17 protein-coding genes are annotated in these 17,991 nt (G+C 71.5%); 10 read left to right on the top strand and 7 right to left on the bottom strand.

Annotation, left to right across the window (positions count from 1 at the left end):
- Positions 1-16: 16 nt before the first annotated feature.
- The 7 genes from M1D56_RS10590 (at position 17) to mmsB (ending at position 7,977) form a co-directional block, all read left to right on the top strand.
- Positions 17-910 (top strand): TatD family hydrolase, encoded by an 894-nt coding sequence (locus M1D56_RS10590; RefSeq protein WP_456283548.1) that lies wholly within the window; start codon positions 17-19, stop codon positions 908-910.
- A complete protein-coding gene (gene rsmA, locus M1D56_RS10585; RefSeq protein ID WP_456283547.1) occupies positions 907-1,779 on the top strand; it encodes a 16S rRNA (adenine(1518)-N(6)/adenine(1519)-N(6))-dimethyltransferase RsmA in 873 nt (290 codons plus the stop codon). The genes M1D56_RS10590 and rsmA overlap by 4 nt, the downstream gene beginning before the upstream one ends.
- Positions 1,776-2,708, top strand: a complete 933-nt coding sequence (locus M1D56_RS10580) for a 4-(cytidine 5'-diphospho)-2-C-methyl-D-erythritol kinase (RefSeq protein ID WP_456283546.1) — start codon at positions 1,776-1,778, stop codon at positions 2,706-2,708. The genes rsmA and M1D56_RS10580 overlap by 4 nt, the downstream gene beginning before the upstream one ends.
- Before the next feature lie 154 nt (positions 2,709-2,862).
- On the top strand, positions 2,863-3,852 hold the full coding sequence (locus M1D56_RS10575) for a LacI family DNA-binding transcriptional regulator (RefSeq protein ID WP_456285232.1): 990 nt from the start codon (positions 2,863-2,865) through the stop codon (positions 3,850-3,852).
- A gap of 176 nt (positions 3,853-4,028) precedes the next feature.
- The gene (gene chvE, locus M1D56_RS10570) at positions 4,029-5,147 is read left to right on the top strand and encodes a multiple monosaccharide ABC transporter substrate-binding protein (RefSeq protein ID WP_456283545.1); all 1,119 of its coding nucleotides are present in this window, start codon (positions 4,029-4,031) and stop codon (positions 5,145-5,147) included.
- Between the two features lie 99 nt (positions 5,148-5,246).
- Positions 5,247-6,773: a multiple monosaccharide ABC transporter ATP-binding protein gene (mmsA, locus tag M1D56_RS10565; protein ID WP_271172858.1), complete on the top strand. Its 1,527-nt coding sequence runs from the start codon at positions 5,247-5,249 to the stop codon at positions 6,771-6,773.
- On the top strand, positions 6,760-7,977 hold the full coding sequence (gene mmsB, locus M1D56_RS10560) for a multiple monosaccharide ABC transporter permease (RefSeq protein WP_271172693.1): 1,218 nt from the start codon (positions 6,760-6,762) through the stop codon (positions 7,975-7,977). Before mmsA ends, mmsB begins: the two co-directional genes overlap by 14 nt.
- Before the next feature lie 60 nt (positions 7,978-8,037).
- Here mmsB and M1D56_RS10555 read toward each other — a convergent pair whose 3' ends face one another.
- Genes M1D56_RS10555 through M1D56_RS10545 form a run of 3 tightly spaced genes read right to left on the bottom strand, consistent with a single transcriptional unit; the run spans position 8,038 to position 10,954 of the window.
- A complete protein-coding gene (locus M1D56_RS10555; RefSeq protein WP_271172692.1) occupies positions 8,038-8,829 on the bottom strand; it encodes an ABC transporter ATP-binding protein in 792 nt (263 codons plus the stop codon).
- A complete protein-coding gene (locus M1D56_RS10550; protein WP_456283544.1) occupies positions 8,826-9,896 on the bottom strand; it encodes a FecCD family ABC transporter permease in 1,071 nt (356 codons plus the stop codon). Before M1D56_RS10550 ends, M1D56_RS10555 begins: the two co-directional genes overlap by 4 nt.
- Positions 9,893-10,954 carry a FecCD family ABC transporter permease gene (locus tag M1D56_RS10545; protein ID WP_456283543.1) on the bottom strand — a complete coding sequence of 354 codons (1,062 nt, stop codon included), beginning with the start codon at positions 10,952-10,954 and terminating at the stop codon, positions 9,893-9,895. Before M1D56_RS10545 ends, M1D56_RS10550 begins: the two co-directional genes overlap by 4 nt.
- Before the next feature lie 92 nt (positions 10,955-11,046).
- Here M1D56_RS10545 and M1D56_RS10540 point away from each other — a divergent pair, with 92 nt between their 5' ends.
- Entirely contained in the window at positions 11,047-12,066 is a 1,020-nt protein-coding gene (locus tag M1D56_RS10540; protein WP_456283542.1) for an ABC transporter substrate-binding protein, read from the top strand.
- Between the two features lie 138 nt (positions 12,067-12,204).
- Complete coding sequence (locus M1D56_RS10535; RefSeq protein ID WP_456283541.1) at positions 12,205-14,010, top strand: ABC-F family ATP-binding cassette domain-containing protein; 1,806 nt, start codon at positions 12,205-12,207, stop codon at positions 14,008-14,010.
- A gap of 30 nt (positions 14,011-14,040) precedes the next feature.
- Here M1D56_RS10535 and M1D56_RS10530 read toward each other — a convergent pair whose 3' ends face one another.
- From M1D56_RS10530 to M1D56_RS10515, 4 genes are all read right to left on the bottom strand, one after another.
- Complete coding sequence (locus M1D56_RS10530) at positions 14,041-14,490, bottom strand: DoxX family protein (RefSeq protein ID WP_456283540.1); 450 nt, start codon at positions 14,488-14,490, stop codon at positions 14,041-14,043.
- A 76-nt stretch (positions 14,491-14,566) separates the two neighbouring features.
- Positions 14,567-15,115, bottom strand: a complete 549-nt coding sequence (locus tag M1D56_RS10525) for a GNAT family N-acetyltransferase (RefSeq protein ID WP_282978525.1) — start codon at positions 15,113-15,115, stop codon at positions 14,567-14,569.
- A complete protein-coding gene (locus M1D56_RS10520) occupies positions 15,112-15,765 on the bottom strand; it encodes a GNAT family N-acetyltransferase (RefSeq protein WP_456283539.1) in 654 nt (217 codons plus the stop codon). Before M1D56_RS10520 ends, M1D56_RS10525 begins: the two co-directional genes overlap by 4 nt.
- 54 nt (positions 15,766-15,819) lie before the next feature.
- Positions 15,820-16,272, bottom strand: a complete 453-nt coding sequence (locus M1D56_RS10515; RefSeq protein ID WP_456283538.1) for an N-acetyltransferase family protein — start codon at positions 16,270-16,272, stop codon at positions 15,820-15,822.
- A gap of 142 nt (positions 16,273-16,414) precedes the next feature.
- Here M1D56_RS10515 and M1D56_RS10510 point away from each other — a divergent pair, with 142 nt between their 5' ends.
- Positions 16,415-17,809: a DUF222 domain-containing protein gene (locus tag M1D56_RS10510; RefSeq protein WP_456283537.1), complete on the top strand. Its 1,395-nt coding sequence runs from the start codon at positions 16,415-16,417 to the stop codon at positions 17,807-17,809.
- Positions 17,810-17,991 lie beyond the last annotated feature (182 nt).

The raw sequence follows: 17,991 nt of genomic DNA, 5'->3' as shown, positions 1-17,991 counted from the left end.
GATCGAGGGGGATGGCGTGAAGGACAACGGGGCGGACCCGACCGTCTACGTGCGCGAGCGGAGCCGGGACGGGCGGAAGGACCTGCGCTACCCGGCCGCGCCCGAGCCGCTCGCGGTGCCCGTGTACGACAACCACTGCCACCTCGAGATCGAGGACGGCGACGAGCCGCTCTCGCTCGAGGAGCAGCTCGATCGGGCGAGCGCGGTCGGCATCGCCGGCATCGTGCAGTCGTCGGGCGACATCGACTCTTCGCGGTGGGCCGTCGCCGCCGCCGAGCGGGATGCGCGCGTGCTCGCGGCCGTCGCCATCCATCCCAACGACGCGCCGACGTACGCCGAGCAGGGGCGCCTCGAGGAGGCGCTCGGAGTCATCGACGAGCTCGCGGGGCACCCGCGCGTGCGCGCCGTGGGCGAGACGGGGCTCGACTACTTCCGCACGGGCGAGGAGGGGCGACCCGCACAGCAGGCCTCCTTCGAGGCGCACATCGACATCGCCAAGCGCCACGGCGTCGCACTGCAGATCCACGACCGCGACGCCCATCGCGACGTGCTCGACACGCTGCGGCGCGTCGGCGCCCCCGAGCGGACGGTCTTCCACTGCTTCTCGGGCGACGAGGACATGGCCCATGAGGCGGCCGACGCGGGCTACTGGGTGTCGTTCGCGGGGAACATCACGTTCAAGAACGCGCAGAACCTGCGCGACGCGCTGCGGGTGACGCCGCGCGACCGCATCCTCGTCGAGACGGATGCCCCGTTCCTCACTCCGACGCCGCACCGAGGGCGCCCGAACGCGCCGTACCTCGTGCCGGTCACGGTCCGCTTCATGGCCGCGGAGCTGGGTGCCGACGTCGACGAGCTCTCCGCGCAGCTGGCCGCGAACACGCGCGCCGTGTACGGGGAGTGGACATGACCGTGCGGCTCCTCGGGGCCGGCGACATCCGCGAGCTCGCCGCCGAGCTCGATGTCACGCCCACGAAGAAGCTGGGCCAGAACTTCGTCGTCGACGCCAACACCGTGCGACGCATCGTGCACACCGCGCGCGTCGAGGCGGGGGAGCGGGTCGTCGAGATCGGCCCCGGGCTCGGCTCGCTGACCCTGGCCATCCTCGAGGCCGGCGCGACCGTGACCGCCGTCGAGATCGACCACCGGCTCGCCGAGCGGCTGCCGCGCACGGCGGCCGAGCGCGGCGTCCCGGACGGCGCGCTCACGGTGGTCGACGCCGATGCGCTGCGCGTCACCGAGCTGCCCGGCGATCCGACCATCCTCGTCGCGAACCTGCCCTACAACGTGTCGGTGCCGGTGCTGCTGCACTTCCTCGAGACGTTCGCCCGGCTCGACCGCGGTGTCGTCATGGTGCAGGCCGAGGTCGGCGAGCGCCTCGCGGCCGAGCCGGGGAGCAAGGTCTACGGGGCCCCGAGCGCTAAGGCCGCCTGGTACGGCGCGTGGCGGCTCGCTGGCAACATCTCCCGCCAGGTCTTCTGGCCGGTTCCGAACGTCGACAGCGTGCTCGTCGCGTTCCAGCGCGACGCCGCGGCGCGCGGCACGGAGGACGAGCGGCTGCGGACCTTCCGGATCGTCGATCTCGCGTTCCAGCAGCGACGCAAGATGCTGCGCCAGGCGCTCGCCGGCGAGCTCGGCGGCTCGGCGGGCGCGACCGAGCTGCTCGAGCGCGCGGGCGTCGCGCCGACCGCGCGCGGCGAGTCGCTGGACATCGACGACTTCCTGCGGATCGCACGCGCGCTCGCCGAGACGAGTGGCGCGGAGGCGACGGCGCCATGAGCCTCGCGTCGTCGGAGCCGCAGGTGCGCGTGCGCGCACCGGGCAAGATCAACGTCTTCCTCGAGGTCGGATGCCGTCAGAGCGACGGCTACCACCAGCTCGCGACCGCCTTCCAGGCCGTCTCGCTCTACGAGGATGTCGTCGCAACCCATGCCGACGGCTTCACGCTCGCGGTCGAGGGAACGGTCGACGTCTCGGGCGTGCCGGTCGACGACCGCAATCTCGCGCTCCGAGCGGCCCGCCTCCTCGCGGCGGAGACCGGGTACGCGGGCGGCGTCCATCTCGACGTGTTCAAGGAGGTCCCCGTCGCTGGCGGCATGGGCGGCGGCTCGGCGGATGCCGCGGCCGCGCTCGTGGCGTGCGACGCGCTCTGGGGCACGCGGGTCGGGCAGGCCGAGCTGCATCGCCTCGCAGCGCAGCTGGGCGCCGACGTGCCGTTCGCGCTCAAGGGCGGCACCGCGATCGGGACCGGTCGCGGCGATGAGCTGAGCCCGGCCCTCGCACGCGGCCGCTTCGACTGGGTGCTCGTCGTGAACGAGGAGGGCCTCTCGACGCCCGAGGTGTACGGGGCGCTCGACCGCCACCGCGAACGGCACCGGCTCGACATCGCCCCCACGCGCGCCGTGCCCGAGGTCGACGCCGGCGTGCTGCAGGCGCTGCGCGCAGGCGACGCGGCGATGCTCGCCGAGACGCTCCGCAACGACCTCCAGGTGGCCGCGCTCGGGCTGCGCCCCGATCTCGCCGAGACGCTCGAGCTGGGGGAGTCGTCGGGGGCGCTCGCGGGCCTCGTGTCGGGCTCAGGACCCACCGTCGCCTTCCTCGCGGCATCGCCCGAGGATGCCGCGGAGCTCCGCGATGTGCTGGACGCCGCCGGTCGGGATGTGCTCCTCGCGCACAGTCCCGTGCGCGGCGCGCGCATCGTCGGCTGAGCGCCGCCGCAGCGCCCTCGCGCCACGCCCCGTCGTGCCCGGGATGGCCCCGCGCGCGTCCGTGCGCCATACTGTGGGAGGCGATGTGACCGTGCGCATCGCGGAATCAGGTGAGGACGAGACGGCTGTGGCCCACGCAACGGAGCGACCGCGGATGCCGAGCATCCGCGATGTGGCGCGCCTCGCGGGCGTGTCCCATCAGACGGTCTCGCGCGTGCTCAACGAGCATCCATCGATCCGCGAGGAGACGAAGCAGCGCGTCCTCGATGCGATCCGCCAGCTCGACTACCGGCCGAACCAGGCCGCGCGCGCGCTCGTCACGAGCAAGCTGAATCTCATCGGCATCCTGTCGGCCACGGTCGGCGAGTTCGGCCCGACCGCGTCGATCGCGGCGATCGAGGAGGCGGCGCGCGAGGAGGGCTACTCGGTCACCACCCTCAACCTCCCCGACACGTCGCCGGAGGCGATCGGCGGCGCCGTGCGGCAGCTGCTGCGCGAGCAGGTCGACGGCATCGTCGTGCTCGCCCCCCAGGTGCGCGTGTTCCATGTCCTTCGCGGCATGGCGATCGGCGTGCCGTTCGTGAGCCTGCAGACGGCATCCGGCGCGCTCGAGGAGAGCGTCGCACCCGACCAGCTCGAGGGGGCGCGGATGGCGACGCGGCACCTCATCGAGCTGGGGCACGTCGACATCCTCCATCTGTCCGGCCCGCAGGACTGGATCGAGGCGGACTCGCGGATGCGCGGGTACCTGCAGGCGCTGCGCGACGCGGATCTGTCCACGATCCCGCCGATCCGCGGCGACTGGACGGCAGACTTCGGCCACTACGCGGGGCTCGAGCTCGCGCGACGGCAGGACTTCTCCGCCGTCTTCGCGGCCAACGACCTCATGGCGATCGGGCTCATGCACGGCTTCCGCGATGCGGGTCTCGATGTGCCGCGCGATGTGAGCATCGTGGGCTTCGATGACATTCCCGTCGCGGCACATGTCTGGCCGCCCCTCACCACGGTCCACATCGACTTCGCGGATCTCGGCCGTCGTGCGATCGCGCGACTCCTCGCATCCCTCCGCGGCGAGGCCCCCTCGGCGGAGGAGCCGCCGGCTCCCGCCCTCGTCGTGCGCGACTCGGCCGCACCGCGTCGTTAGCGAGATGTGACACGGCGTCGGCTTGACAGCCCGGCGCGGCGGGTGCACGATAAGACGCGATGTGAACGGTCACACGGAGACGTGCGACCCCGACGAGGATGTCCCGCGACTCCTCGACGGCGCATCCCCCCGCTGTGACGCGGAGGCACACGTCCTGGATTCAGAGGAGAACACCCGTGAAGAAGCACCTTCTGCTCGTCGGCATCGTGGCCGTCGGCGGACTGGCCCTCGCCGGCTGCAGCGGCGACCGCACCGGAGGCGGAGCCGCTGAGGAGGGCGGCGAGGTCGACACGAGCTCGCTGACCATCGGCGTCGCGATGCCGACCCAGCAGTCCGAGCGATGGATCGCGGACGGCGACAACGTCAAGGCGACCCTGGAGGAGATGGGCTACCAGGTTGACCTCCAGTTCGCGAACGACGACATCCCCACCCAGGTGTCGCAGATCGAGAACATGATCTCGAGCGGCGCCGACGCCCTCATCATCGCGTCGATCGACGGCACGACCCTCACCGACGTCCTGCAGACGGCCGCCGATCAGGACATCCCCGTGATCGCATACGACCGCCTCATCAACGGTACGGAGAACGTCGACTACTACACGACGTTCGATAACTACCAGGTCGGCGTGCAGCAGGCGACGAGCCTGCTCACGGGGCTCGGCGTGCTCGACGAGAACGGCGAGGAGACCGGCGAGAAGGGCCCGTTCAACATCGAGCTCTTCGCGGGCAGCCCCGACGACAACAACGCGACGTTCTTCTGGAACGGCGCGATGGACACCCTCCAGCCCTACCTCGACTCGGGCGTTCTCGCGGTGCCGTCCGGCCAGACCGACTTCGACCAGGCCGCGATCCTGCGCTGGCTGCCGGAGACGGCCCAGGAGCGCATGGAGAACATCCTCACGATCATCGGCGACACCAAGCTCGACGGCGTGCTCTCGCCGTACGACGGCCTCTCGATCGGCATCATCTCGGCGCTCACGAGCGGCGGCTACTCGGCCGACGCGCTGCCGGTCATCACCGGCCAGGACGCCGAGGTCGGCAGCGTGAAGTCGATCCTCGCGGGCGAGCAGTACTCGACGATCTTCAAGGACACGCGCCTGCTCGGCGAGACCGCGGCCGACATGGTCGACGCGCTCATGCACGGCGAGGAGCCCGAGGTCAACGACACCGAGACGTACGACAACGGCGTCAAGGTCGTGCCCTCGTACCTCCACGAGTCGGTCATCGTCACGGCCGACAACTACGAGGAAGTCCTCATCGACAGCGGCTACTACGAGGCCGGCGAGCTCGAGTAGCACGGAGCGCGGGTCCGCCTCGACGGCGGGGCGGACCCGCGCGCCCGTCACCCCTCATCCTCACGGCGAGAAAGCGAACCTGTGAACACCATCCTCGAGATGCGCGGCATCACCAAGGAGTTCCCGGGCGTCAAGGCACTGCAGAACGTGACGCTCGAGGTCGAGCGCGGCACCGTCCACGCCATCTGCGGCGAGAACGGCGCCGGCAAGTCGACCCTCATGAAGGTGCTGTCGGGCGTCTACCCGCACGGCACCTACGACGGCGAGATCGTCCTGGAGAACGAGACCGCCCAGTTCCGCGACATCCGCGACTCCGAGCGCGCAGGCGTCGTCATCATCCACCAGGAGCTCGCGCTCAGCCCGCACCTGTCGATCGCCGAGAACATCTTCCTCGGCAACGAGCGCCAGAAGAACGGCTTCATCGACTGGCACGACACGAACGTCGAGGCGCAGAAGCTCCTCGCACGCGTCGGGCTCGGCGACAACCCCGCGACCCCGGTCAAGGAGATCGGCGTCGGCAAGCAGCAGCTCGTCGAGATCGCGAAGGCCCTGTCGAAGAGCGTGAAGCTGCTCATCCTCGACGAGCCCACCGCGGCCCTCAACGACGAGGACTCCGCTCACCTGCTCGACCTGATCCGCCACCTCAAGGGGCAGGGGATCACGTCGATCATCATCAGCCACAAGCTCAACGAGATCAAGGCGATCGCCGACCGGGTGACGATCATCCGCGACGGCCGCACGATCGAGACGCTCGAGCTCAAGACCGACGACGTCTCCGAGAACCGCATCATCAAGGGGATGGTCGGACGCGACCTCGAGCACCGGTACCCCGACCGCACGGTCGATGTCGGCGAGGAGGTCTTCCGCGTCGAGGACTGGTGGGTCGACCACCCCACCGAGTCCGGTCGCACGATCATCCACGGCGCGAACCTCTCGGTCCGCGCGGGAGAGGTCGTCGGGATCGCGGGCCTCATGGGCGCGGGGCGCACGGAGCTCGGCATGAGCATCTTCGGCCGCTCCTACGGATCGAACATCCGCGGCCGCGTGTACGTGCGCGGCAAGGAGGTCAACACGAAGACCGTCGCCGATGCGATCGACGCGGGGATCGCGTATGCGACCGAGGACCGCAAGGTCTTCGGGCTCAACCTCATCGACGACATCAAGCGGAACATCTCCCTCGCGTCGCTCGGCAAGCTCGCCCGACGCGGGTGGGTCGACGCGCACGAGGAGTTCGCCGTCGCCGAGCGGTACCGCAAGAGCATGAACATCAAGGCGCCGTCGGTCGCCTCGGTCGTCGGCAAGCTCTCGGGAGGCAACCAGCAGAAGGTCGTGCTCTCGAAGTGGCTGTTCTCCGACCCCGAGGTGCTCATCCTCGACGAGCCCACGCGCGGCATCGACGTCGGCGCGAAGTACGAGATCTACACCCTCATCAACGAGCTGGCGGCGCAGGGCAAGGCCATCATCGTCATCTCGTCCGAGCTGCCCGAGCTGCTCGGCATCAGCGATCGCGTCTACGCGATCTCGGAGGGGCACATCACCGGCGAGCTGCCGATCGAGCAGGCGACGCCCGAGTCGCTCATGCAGCTCATGACCAAGGAGAAGGAAGCCGACCATGTCCTCAGCTAGCGCCACCGAATCGCCCGTGCGCGGTGCGATCGCGTTCCTGACCTCACGGCTCCGGCAGATCGGCATCTTCATCGCGCTGATCGCGATCGTGCTGTTCTTCCAGATCGTCACGAGCGGTCGCCTCCTGACGGCGGGCAACGTCTCGAACATCGTCGTCCAGAACAGCTACATCCTCATCCTCGCGATCGGCATGGTGATGATCATCATCGCCGGCCACATCGACCTGTCGGTCGGATCGGTCGCGGCCTTCGTCGGCGCCGTCTCGGGTGTGCTCATCGTGCACTGGGGATGGCCGTGGTGGGCGGGCATCCTCGTCTCGCTCCTCATCGGAGCGCTCGTGGGAGCCTGGCAGGGCTTCTGGGTCGCGTACGTGGGGATCCCGGCGTTCATCGTGACGCTCGCGGGCATGCTGCTCTTCCGCGGTCTCACCCAGATCGTGCTCGGCAACACGCAGATCACCCCGTTCCCGACGGAGTACCGCCAGCTGGGCGGCGGCTACCTCTTCCCCGAGCTCTTCCCGGCGTCGAGCTCGCCCGCCGAGTGGATCACGGTGGGCCTGGGCATCCTCGCCCTCGTGCTCTACATCGGCAACTCGCTGCGCGAGCGCGGCAAGCGCGTGAAGCTCGGCCTCGAGAGCGAGCCCGCGTCGTGGTTCTACACGAAGCTCGTCTTCATCTCGGCGCTCATCGCCTACATGACGTACCTGCTCGGCGTGGCCCCCGGATCGCGCGGCACCCCGATCGTCCTGATCGTGCTCGCGGTGCTCATCCTCGCGTACTCGCTCGTGATGAACCGGTCGGTCTTCGGCCGCCACATCTACGCGATCGGCGGCAACCGCCACGCGGCCGACCTGTCGGGCATCAAGTCGAAGAAGGTCGACTTCTACCTGTTCGTGAACATGGGCGTGCTCGCCGCGCTCGCCGGCCTCGTGTTCACGGGCCGCCTCAACTCGGCGGGCCCCGGCGCGGGCAACCTGTTCGAGCTCGACGCGATCGCGGCGGCGTTCATCGGCGGTGCGGCCGTCCAGGGCGGCGTCGGCACCGTGATCGGCGCGATCACGGGCGGTCTCATCATGGGTGTCCTGAACAACGGCATGTCGCTGCTCGGCATCGGCACCGACTACCAGCAGTTCATCAAGGGCCTCGTGCTCCTGCTGGCCGTCGCGTTCGACGTCTGGAACAAGCGCCGCACGCGCGCGAGCTGACCGGCCATCCGACCGCGAAGGGCCGGGGCGTCTTCGGACGCTCCGGCCCTTCGGCGTCCGTCAGACCGGAAGGCCGAGGGGGAGCACGTGTGGCGCGCCGCCGTCGGGATCCGCGACGAGCGCGGAGCGGATGCCGAACACGCGCTGCAGGGTCTCGGGGGTCGCGATCTCCGAGGGCTCGCCCGCGGCGACGACGGCGCCGTCGCGCATGGCGATGAGCCAGTCCGCGTAGCGGGCGGCGAGCGACAGATCGTGGAGCACCATGACGATCGTGCGCCCCGACGTGCGGTTGAGCGACCTCACGAGCTCGAGCACCTCGAGCTGGTGCGCGACGTCGAGGTAGGTCGTGGGCTCGTCGAGCAGGATGGTCTCGGTCTGCTGCGCGAGCGTGAGCGAGATCCACGCGCGCTGACGCTGCCCGCCCGACAGCTCGTCGAGCGGAGCGTCCGCGAGGTCGTCGAGCCGGGTCGCGGCGAGGGCCTCGCGCACGATGCGCTCGTCCTCCCGAGAGAACCGGTCGTACCAGCGCTGATGGGGCGTCCGTCCGCGCGCGACGAGCTCGAGCACGGTCAGCCCCGATGGCGCGGACGGCGCCTGCGGGAGGAGCGCGATGCGCCGCGCGATCTCGCGGTGTCCGAGCCGTGCGAGCGGGACGCCGTCGAGCAGCACCTCGCCCGCGGCCGGCGGCAGCAGCCGCCCGAACCCGCGCAGGAGCGTGGACTTGCCGCATCCGTTGGGCCCGATGATCGCCGTGACGCGACCCGCGGGGATGGCCAGCGACAGGTCGCCGACGATGACGCGGCCGTCGTAGGCGAGCGAGAGCGCCGAGGCCTCGAGGCGAGCGGACGTCATGCGATCCTCCTCCGGTTCAGGACGATGAGCCACAGCAGGTAGGGGACGCCGACGAGCGCCGTGCCGATGCCCGCGGGAAGCGGGATGGGGAAGAGATGAGCGGTCACGACGTCGGCTGCGAGGAGCAGGACCGCGCCCACGAGCGCGCTCGCCCAGAGGGGAGGCGTGGGCGTGTGCGTCGCGAGGCGCGCGATCTGCGGCGCCGCGAGCGCGACGAACGAGATCGGGCCCGCGACGAGGGCCGCGAACGAGGCGAGCAGCACGGCCGTCGCGAGCACGGCGAGACGCACGGGGCCCAGGCGCACGCCGATGCCGGCTGCCGTCTGGTCGTCGAACGCGGTGAGCGCGAGCTGGTGCGCGAGCGCCGATCCGATGACGAGCAGGACGGCGATCGCGGCGACGCTCGGCGCGATCGCGCTCCACTCGCGCCCGTTGAGGGAGCCGCTCATCCAGGTCACGGCGATCGCGGCGTTCGTGACGTCGCCGAGCGTGAGCAGCCAGGTCGTGAGGCTCGTGGCGAGCCACGACACCCCGATGCCCACGAGCACCGTGCGGTGCAGGTCGATTCCGCCGCGCCATCCGAGCACGGCGGTCGCGATTCCCGCGAGGATGCCGCCGCCGAGGGCGGCTGCGGGCATGAGCACGGATGCCGCGATGCCGCTCGCGCCCGCGCTCGCGCCGCCCGCGAGCACGAGGACGGCGACCGCGCCGAGCGCGGCGGCGGAGGTCACGCCGAGGATGTCGGGGCTCGCGAGAGGGTTCCGGGCGATGGTCTGGGTGAGGGCGCCCGACATGCCGAGCGCGAGGCCCGCGGTGAGCGCGGCCGTCGCGCGCGGGAGCCGGAAGCCGTGGACGACGAGGGCCGTCGCATCGTCGGGCGGGTTCCCGAGCAGTGTCGCGATGAGCTCGGAAGGCGGGATCACCGTCGTGCCGATCGAGAGATGCAGCGCGAACGCGGCGCCTGCGAGCAGCGCGAGGGCGACCGTCGCGACCACGGCGCGCAGCCGCACGAGCGCCGAGAGGCGCCCGATCCTGACCGGCGCGGGCACGGCCATCCGCGCGCTCACAGCGCGATCTTCCTGCGCGAGCGGGCGATCGCGACGAACAGCGGGGCGCCCACGACCGCGAGGACGACGGTGACCGAGATCTCGCCCGGCCGTGCGACGACGCGGCCGACCGTATCGGCGATGAGGACGATCGCGGGTCCGAGCAGCGCCGACACCGTCAGCTGCCACCGGTAGTCGGGCCCCACGAGCGAGCGCGCGAGATGCGGGACGATGAGGCCCGCGAACGCGATCGGCCCGGCGAGGGTCACGGCGGATGCTCCGAGCAGGGCGATCGCGGCGATGCCGACGGCGCGGGCGCGCCAGGGCGCCTGGCCGAGAGCGGATGCGGCGTCGTCGCCCAGCGCGAGCACGTTGAGGGCGCGCGTGTTGGCGATGGCCAGCACGAGGCCGATGACGATGAGCGGCCAGACGGCGCCGATCGCGCCGCTGCGCGAGGCGAGGGAGCCGACCTGCCAGAACCGGAGCTGGTCGAGCGCCTGCAGATCGAGCAGCGAGATCGCCGTCACGAGCGACGACGCCAGCGCGGAGATCGCGACGCCCGCGAGCACGAACGACAGGGTGCCCTCGCGCCCGGGGGCGACGCGCGCGATCGCGAAGACGAGCACGGCCACCGTGAGGGCGCCCGCGAAGGCGCAGAGAGCGAGGGCGAGGGCCGGCGGGTTCGCTCCGGACGCCGTGACGACGACGATCGCGAGCGCCGCCCCCTGGTAGATGCCGAGGAGCCCCGGGTCGGCGACCGGATTCCTCGTGTGCCCCTGCGTCAGCGTGCCGGCGATGCCGAGGCACGCACCCACGACGAGCCCGAGCGCGGTGCGGGGGAGGCGCAGGCCGAGGATCGTCACGTCGGCGTCCGTTCCGGTCGGCGCGAACAGGGCGCCGAGGAGCTCGCCGACGGACGTCACCCGGCCGCCGACGGCGAGACTCAGGACGACCGCGACGAGGAGGAGCAGTGCGCACAGGAGCGCGGCCGCCGGTCGCGAGCGGGGTCGGGCACGGCGCTCGCTCGGGCGCGCGATCGCGGAGACGGATGTCAGGGGAGCCTCCGGCGGTCGGGACATCGGGAGTTCTTAGGTTAGTCTACCCTTCGCGCTGACCCCGTCCGCGCGCCGTCCCCGCGACGGCCTCCTGACACCCGATAGAGGAAGACCGCATGAACACCCTGCGCACCTCGGCGTCCGCCCTCGGCATCGCCGGCCTCGCGCTCGGCCTTCTCGCCTGCGCCCCCGCGACCGCCGAGAGCGGATCCGCCCCCGAGGAGACCCCGGCGGCCAGCGCCGAGGCGTCCGAGTTCCCGATCACGATCGAGCACGCCATGGGCGAGACGACCATCCCCGAGGAGCCCCTCCGGATCGTCGCGCTCGACCCGAGCTACGTCGACGCGACCCTGCTGCTCGGCTCGCACCTCGTCGGCTACGCCCAGTACCGCCAGGACCCGGACGACCCGTTCGCCCCCTACCTCGGCGACGTCAGCGAGTTCGCGGGCGACGCCGTGAGCGTCGGCACGATGGCCGAGCCCGACCTGGAGGCGATCCTCGCGCTCGAGCCCGACCTCATCATCTCCGCGAAGGTGCGCCAGGAGGCGCTCTACCCGCAGCTGTCGCAGATCGCGCCGACCGTGTTCTCGGAGAGCACGGGCCCGACCTGGCGCGAGAACGTCGTGCTCCTCGGCGAGGCGCTCGGCAAGAAGGACGAGGCCGAGGCCGCCGTCGCCGCCTACGAGGAGCGCGCCGCAGCGGTCGGCGCCGAGATCCTCGAGGCGCAGCCCGACCTCACGGTCGACCTGGTCCGCTTCGCCGGCGAGGACACCGCGCGGCTCTACTCGAGCAACTCCTTCATCGGCGAGATCCTCACCGACATGGGCCTCCCGCGCCCCGAGACGGCGCCCGACACGACGGAGGAGATCTTCGTCCCCATCTCGCAGGAGCAGATCCTCGACGTCGACGCCGGGCTCATCCTCGTGAGCTCGTGGGAGCCCGAGGGAGCAGAGGGTGACGCGTCGCGCGCGCAGCGCGAGCAGTTCGAGTCGAACCCCCTGTGGGACCGCCTCGAGGGCGAGAAGCTCTACGTCGACGACGCGGTCTTCCTCGCGTCGGTGTCGATCCAGGGCGCGCACGAGGTCATCACCACGCTCGCCGAGCACTTCGGGGTCGACCCGCAGCTCGAGGACTGACGCCGGATCCCGGCACCATTGTCAGCATCTCGGACGGTGCGGTGAAGGTGATCGGACACGTGAACCGCTGACGCGCGAGGGGATGGCCGGCCCCGGCCATCCCCTCCGCCCAGGCCGGTCGCCTACCCTGGTAGGGACATGGCGCATCTTCTCGGGGCCGAGGCCCTGCATCTCGAGTTCCCCACCCGCATCGTCTTCGACTCCGTCACGCTCGGCGTGAACGAGGGCGACCGCATCGGCATCGTCGGCCGCAACGGCGACGGAAAGTCGAGTCTGCTCGCGATGCTCGCGGGTCGTCTCGAACCCGACAGCGGCCGCGTGACGGTGCGCGGGGGCGTGCGGATCGGCGTGCTCGACCAGGCGGACACGCTCGACGACGACGACACGATCGGGAGCGCCGTCGTCGGCGACACCCCGGAGCACGAGTGGGCGGGCGACGCCCGCGTGCGCGATGTCATCGCGGGTCTGCTGCGCGACCTTCCGTGGGATGCCCGGCTCGCGGAGCTCTCGGGCGGTCAGCGCCGACGGGTGGCGCTCGCGCGGCTCCTCGCCGGCGACTGGGACGTCATCGCGCTCGACGAGCCCACGAACCACCTCGACGTCGAGGCGATCGCGTGGCTCGCCGCGCACCTCAAGCGCCGGTGGCCCGCGAACGCGGGCGGGCTGCTCGTCGTGACGCACGACCGGTGGTTCCTCGACGAGGTGTGCACCACGACGTGGGAGGTCCACGACCGGATCGTCGAGCCCTTCGAGGGCGGCTATGCCGCGTACATCCTGCAGCGCGTCGAGCGCGACCGGCAGGCCGCGGCGATCGAGCAGCGGCGCCAGAACCTGGCCCGCAAGGAGCTCGCGTGGCTGCGCCGGGGGGCGCCCGCGCGCACGTCGAAGCCGAAGTTCCGCATCGACGCGGCCAACGAGCTCATCGCCGACGTCCCCGACGTGCGCGACAAGGTCGCGCTCCAGTCGCTCGCCGTCTCGCGCCTCGGCAAGGACGTCGTCGACCTGCTCGACGCCTCCGTCTCGTACGGCGAACGCGAGGTGCTCCGCCGGATCGAGTGGCGCATCGCACCGGGCGAGCGCACCGGCATCCTGGGCGTGAACGGCGCCGGGAAGTCGACGCTGCTCGGGCTGATCGCGGGCACCGTCGAGCCGACGGCAGGCCGGGTCAAGCGCGGGAAGACCGTGAAGGTCGCGACGCTGACGCAGCGGATGGACGAGCTCGAGCCGCACATGCAGGACCCGGTGCGCGTAGTCATCTCGAACCTGCGCACGAGCTACACGATCGGGTCGGGCTCGAAGGCGCAGGAGCTCACCCCGGGCCAGCTGCTCGAGCGCATGGGCTTCTCGTCGGTGCAGCTGTCGACGCCCGTCAAGGACCTCTCGGGCGGGCAGAAGCGGCGCCTGCAGCTGCTGCTGATCCTCCTCGATCAGCCCAATGTCCTCATCCTCGACGAGCCCACCAACGACCTCGACACCGACATGCTCGCGGCGATGGAGGATCTCCTCGACTCCTGGGCGGGCACGCTCCTCGTCGTCTCGCACGACCGGTACTTCCTCGAGCGCGTCACCGATCAGCAGTACGCCGTTCTCGACGGGCGACTGCGGCATCTTCCCGGCGGCGTCGACGAGTACCTCCGACTGCGTGATGCGCAGGAGGCCGCGCGTGACCGTGCCCCGGCTGCCGCGGCGGCGGCCGCTGCGGCGACGCCTGGCACCGGGCTGTCAGGCGCCGAGCTGCGGGCCGCGCAGAAGGAGCTCGCCGCCGCGGAGCGCAAGCTCGAGAAGCTCCAGGCCGATATCGCGAAGGTGCACGACCGGATGGCTGCGCACGACCAGAGCGACTACGAGGGCCTGGGCGCGCTGTCGGCCGAGATCCGGGCGCTCGAAGAGCAGACGGCGCAGATCGAGGAGCGCTGGCTCGAGCTCAGCGAGCTCGTCGAGTAGCGCCCCGCTCGTGCGGGGCGCCTTCCCGAGTCAGACGGCGATCTCCCTCACGGCGCCGCGACGACCCGAGATCACGGCGTCGAGACCGAAGCGGCCTCCGCCGACGAGCGCGAGTGCGAGCGCAGCGGCGCCGAGCGCGGCCGTGAGCTCCCATCCGCCGTCCGAGGCGAACACGCCGTTCGGAAGATGCACGAGCACGGTCGCGACCGCCATCTGGGCGGCGACGAGTCCGCCCACGACGGGAAGGCCGAGGCCGAGCACGATCGCCGCGCCCCCGATCAGCTCGACGGCGATCGCGAGCGGAGCCGTGATCGCGGCCAGGGGCATCCCCATCGCCTCGAAGCTCGCTGTCGTGCCCTGGAGCGTGAAGGCGAACAGCTTCTGAGCTCCGTGCGCGATCATGATCGTGCCGAGCGCGAGCCGGAGCACGAGCAGGGCGATGTCGCCGGCGAGGGGGAAGCGCTGCTGGATCGGGGGCATGAGGTCTCCGTTCATCGATGCATGTGCATGGAGGACGCTAGCCGCGGAGCGTGAACGCGTCCTGAAGACGAATCGGTCAGCGCCGGTCGGAGGCGATCCGCGACCAGATCCCGAGGTCGACGCGGCCGCCATCCGTGAACCCCGCATTGCGCGCCGTGCCCTCGTAGACGAACCCGGCGCGCTCGGCGACCCGCGTGGACGCCGCGTTGCCGGTCGCGATGCGGAGCTCGACGCGCTCGAACGCCTGCGCCTCGAGCAGCCAGGAGGCGAGGGCATCGACGGCGCCTGCGGCGAGCCCGCGGCCTCGGTGCGCAGGTGAGAGCCAGTACCCGAGCTCGGCGGTGCGCGCCCGCCAGTCGACGCGCTTGACGTCGATGCAGCCGGCCATCCGCTCGCCTTCCCTGATGCAGCGGACGAGCCCGGATCCCGACGCGCGGATGGTCTCAGCGACGCGGGTGCTCCAGTCGGCTGCGAGCTCGAGCGGGTACGGACGGGGGAGCGGGAGCCAGCGGCGGATCTCCACGTCGTCCACCGCGGCGTGGATGGCGGCCGCGTCGTCGGACGCGAAGGCCGTCAGGGCGACCCCCTCGCGCACAGGGATCACCTCATCGGGCAGCGCGTTCATGCCTGGGCCGGCATGAGCGCGCCGATCGCCGCCTCTGCGCCGCTCACGCGGAGGTCCCAGTCGGGGCGCGCGAACTCCGCGGCCGAGACGCGCAGGCGCACGAGATCGTCGACCTGGTCGGGACGCGCCCGGACGCGCTCGATGCCGTTCTCGCGGTAGCCCAGTGCGCGCGAGACCCCGAGCGACGCCGCATTCCAGCTGGCGGCTCCGGACTCCGCCCACTCTGCGCCGAGCACGTCGAAGGCGAAGAGGAGGACCGCGGCCCGCATCTCGCGCCCGAGCCCGCGCCCCTGCGCGGAGCGGGTCAGCCACGAGCCGGTGTGCACCGTGCGCAGGGCGGGGAAGTCGCGTCCGTCGAGATCCTGGATCCCGATGGGCCTGCCGTCCTCGAGGACGACGAAGCTGATGCCCCATGCCTCCGGCCGGAGCTGCGCGCGCCGGCTCCAGTGGAACCGCGCGAACTCGCGTCGCAGGATCTCGGGCTCGGCGTCGGTCCATGGCGCGCTGAACGGCATGCGGTCCGGATCGTGGATCCCCTCGATCGCCGCATCCGTGAGCGGCGCGAGGTCCTCGTCGCGCAGCGGCCTCAGGGTGAGGCGCGGCGTGGCGAGCTCGAGCGCGAACAGCGGCCAGACGGTCTCGATCCCCATCCGGTCAGGCTATGCGACGCGCGGGCGTGCGTGCGATCAGGACGCGCGGCGCGCTCACCCCGACGGCTTCATGTCGTAGGTCACCCAGGGCGTCTCGACAGCATGGGCGTCGTACACGGACCGGGCGACCTCGTTATCCGCGGCCGTGATCCAGCGGACGACGCTCGCCCCTCCCGCAGCGGCGAGCTGGGCAGCGTGCTTCAGCAGCATGCCTGCCGCGCCGGCTCCGCGGGCATCCGGAGAGGTGAAGAGATCGTCGAGGTAGAGGCCCGTCGTCGCGGTGGATGGCCGAGCGAACCATCGCAGGTTCGCGAGCGCGACGGGGCGATCGCGCTCATCCACGGCGACGAGCCCGACGAGGCCATGCGCTCCTTCGCGGACCCAGGTCCACGTCGTGGCAACGGCATCGGGGTCATCGGGGAGCCGGTAGAACGCGCGATATCCGCGGTAGAGGGCGGCCCACTCGTCGGAGTCACGCGCATCGACAGGGCGAACGCTCAGTGTCATCCTCAGATCGTCCCCTGCACGGGAGGCTGACCCTGACGGCAGTGCCCTCGCCGTGCGATCCGTTGCCGTTTCGTGATCGATCTCCACCGAGCCTGCGTCGTCTGGAGCTGCGAATGTCGGTGGTCCTTGTGATGATGGATATATGGAGATCAGTTCGAGTGCGCGGGCGTCGACGGGGTGGCTGCCGACGCCGGATGAGCGCGCTCGGCTGGGGGCGCTCGCGGATGCACTGGAGGTGAACGGGCGGTCCCTGGCGTCGCTCGAGGCGATGCAGGCGCTCCTGATCGCGCACATGGTGGAGGTCGCGCAGGAGCAGTACGCGCGGGAGGCGCGAGCTCTGGCCGACGGCGAGGAGGGCCGAGGGTGGTCCTTCCGGGCGCTGGCAGAGGAGATCGCGGGCGTGCTGGGATGCGCGCGGGCGACGGCAGAGGCGCGGATGGCCGACGCGGTCGCGCTGGTGAATCGGTATCCGCGGGTCCTCGCGTCGATGCAGGCGGGGCGCGTCTCGGCAGGGCAGGCGCGCGTGATCGTGGAGCTCGGGGACGAGCTGGAGTCCGCGACGGCGCGGGCGCGGTTCGAAGAGCTGGTGCTGGGCGTGCTGGCCGAGCACGCGCTGACACCCGGCCGGCTGCGTCCCGTGGCGGAGGCCGTGGCGGAGCGGCTGCAGCCGCGGTCGCTGCGAGAGCGGCACGAGGAGGAGGCTCGGCGGCGTCGAGTGGTGTTCCAGCGGGGCCGGCACGGGATGGGCTGGGTGCGGATGTACGTGTCCGCGCTGGTCGGCGAGGGGATCGTGGATCGCTCCCGGCAGCTGGATGTGCTGTGCGATCTCGCTCTCGCGGGGGCGCCCACAGCCGGCCCGCAGGGAGTGCCGACGGGACTCGCGGGGATCCGCGCGAGCGTGCAGATCACGATCCCCGCCCGCGCGTTCATCGCCGCTGCCGAGCACCGCGCCGCCGGCGCCGCGGAGATCGGCGGAGGGGGCGACGACGAGCTCGCCGACCCGTGTCCCGACGGTGACACCGCGGACGCGACCGCTCAGGGGTCGGGGCGTGACGCGTTCGGACGCCCGACGGAGCGGCTCGTGGGCGGGGCGGCCGTGCTGTGCGGGCACGGGGTGATCCCCGTCGTGCAGGCGGTTGAGCTCGCTGCGACCGCCCCCGTGTGGGAGCGGCTGTTCGTCGACGCCGATACCGGAGCGCTGCTCACGGTGGATCTGCGCTTCCCGAACGCCGCGCAGCGCCGATACCTGAGAGCGCGCGACGAGCACTGCCGGTTCCCCGGATGCCGTCGCCCCATCCGCAAGCGCCTCTCCGACGCCGATCACACGATCGATCACTGCCTCGGCGGGCCCACCTGCGTGTGCAACCTCGCCTACCTCTGCGAATACCATCACACCCTCAAGCACCATTCCGCATGGACGGTCGTGCAGAGACCCGGCGGCGTCCTCGAATGGACGTCGCCGACGGGACGCACCTACACCGACGTGCCGCCGCCCGTCGTCCGCTTCATCCACGACGGCGACCCACCACCCTTCTGAACGGTGGAGGAGGGGCTGCCCGGTGAGCCTGCGCGGTGTACGAGCGGGCAGCTGCCTGAAGGTTCGGGGAACAGTGCGCGGGAGGGGTTGACGCTCCCGTGCGCCCTGAGTAGGCCTGGGGGAGCCGGGGTCATCCTGACCCAGGCGAGGGGGAATCGCTCGGATCGGCGTGCTCGCGTCGG

It is taken from the genome of Microbacterium sp. JZ101 (assembly GCF_053903175.1).
Note: the sequence above shows the minus strand (reverse complement) of the source record. Positions and strands in the feature narration are given on the sequence as shown.

Excerpts from the sequence above, each read along its gene's own strand:
- M1D56_RS10535 (WP_456283541.1), top strand. The coding sequence starts at position 12,205 with ATGGCGCATCTTCTCGGGGCCGAGGCCCTGCATCTCGAGTTCCCCACC.
- M1D56_RS10530 (WP_456283540.1), bottom strand. The coding sequence starts at position 14,490 with ATGCCCCCGATCCAGCAGCGCTTCCCCCTCGCCGGCGACATCGCCCTG.
- M1D56_RS10545 (WP_456283543.1), bottom strand. The coding sequence starts at position 10,954 with ATGTCCCGACCGCCGGAGGCTCCCCTGACATCCGTCTCCGCGATCGCG.
- M1D56_RS10580 (WP_456283546.1), top strand. The coding sequence starts at position 1,776 with ATGAGCCTCGCGTCGTCGGAGCCGCAGGTGCGCGTGCGCGCACCGGGC.
- M1D56_RS10555 (WP_271172692.1), bottom strand. The coding sequence starts at position 8,829 with ATGACGTCCGCTCGCCTCGAGGCCTCGGCGCTCTCGCTCGCCTACGAC.
- M1D56_RS10575 (WP_456285232.1), top strand. The coding sequence starts at position 2,863 with ATGCCGAGCATCCGCGATGTGGCGCGCCTCGCGGGCGTGTCCCATCAG.
- M1D56_RS10525 (WP_282978525.1), bottom strand. The coding sequence starts at position 15,115 with ATGAACGCGCTGCCCGATGAGGTGATCCCTGTGCGCGAGGGGGTCGCC.
- M1D56_RS10520 (WP_456283539.1), bottom strand. The coding sequence starts at position 15,765 with ATGGGGATCGAGACCGTCTGGCCGCTGTTCGCGCTCGAGCTCGCCACG.
- M1D56_RS10540 (WP_456283542.1), top strand. The coding sequence starts at position 11,047 with ATGAACACCCTGCGCACCTCGGCGTCCGCCCTCGGCATCGCCGGCCTC.
- M1D56_RS10515 (WP_456283538.1), bottom strand. The coding sequence starts at position 16,272 with ATGACACTGAGCGTTCGCCCTGTCGATGCGCGTGACTCCGACGAGTGG.
- mmsA (WP_271172858.1), top strand. The coding sequence starts at position 5,247 with ATGCGCGGCATCACCAAGGAGTTCCCGGGCGTCAAGGCACTGCAGAAC.
- M1D56_RS10510 (WP_456283537.1), top strand. The coding sequence starts at position 16,415 with ATGGAGATCAGTTCGAGTGCGCGGGCGTCGACGGGGTGGCTGCCGACG.
- mmsB (WP_271172693.1), top strand. The coding sequence starts at position 6,760 with ATGTCCTCAGCTAGCGCCACCGAATCGCCCGTGCGCGGTGCGATCGCG.
- rsmA (WP_456283547.1), top strand. The coding sequence starts at position 907 with ATGACCGTGCGGCTCCTCGGGGCCGGCGACATCCGCGAGCTCGCCGCC.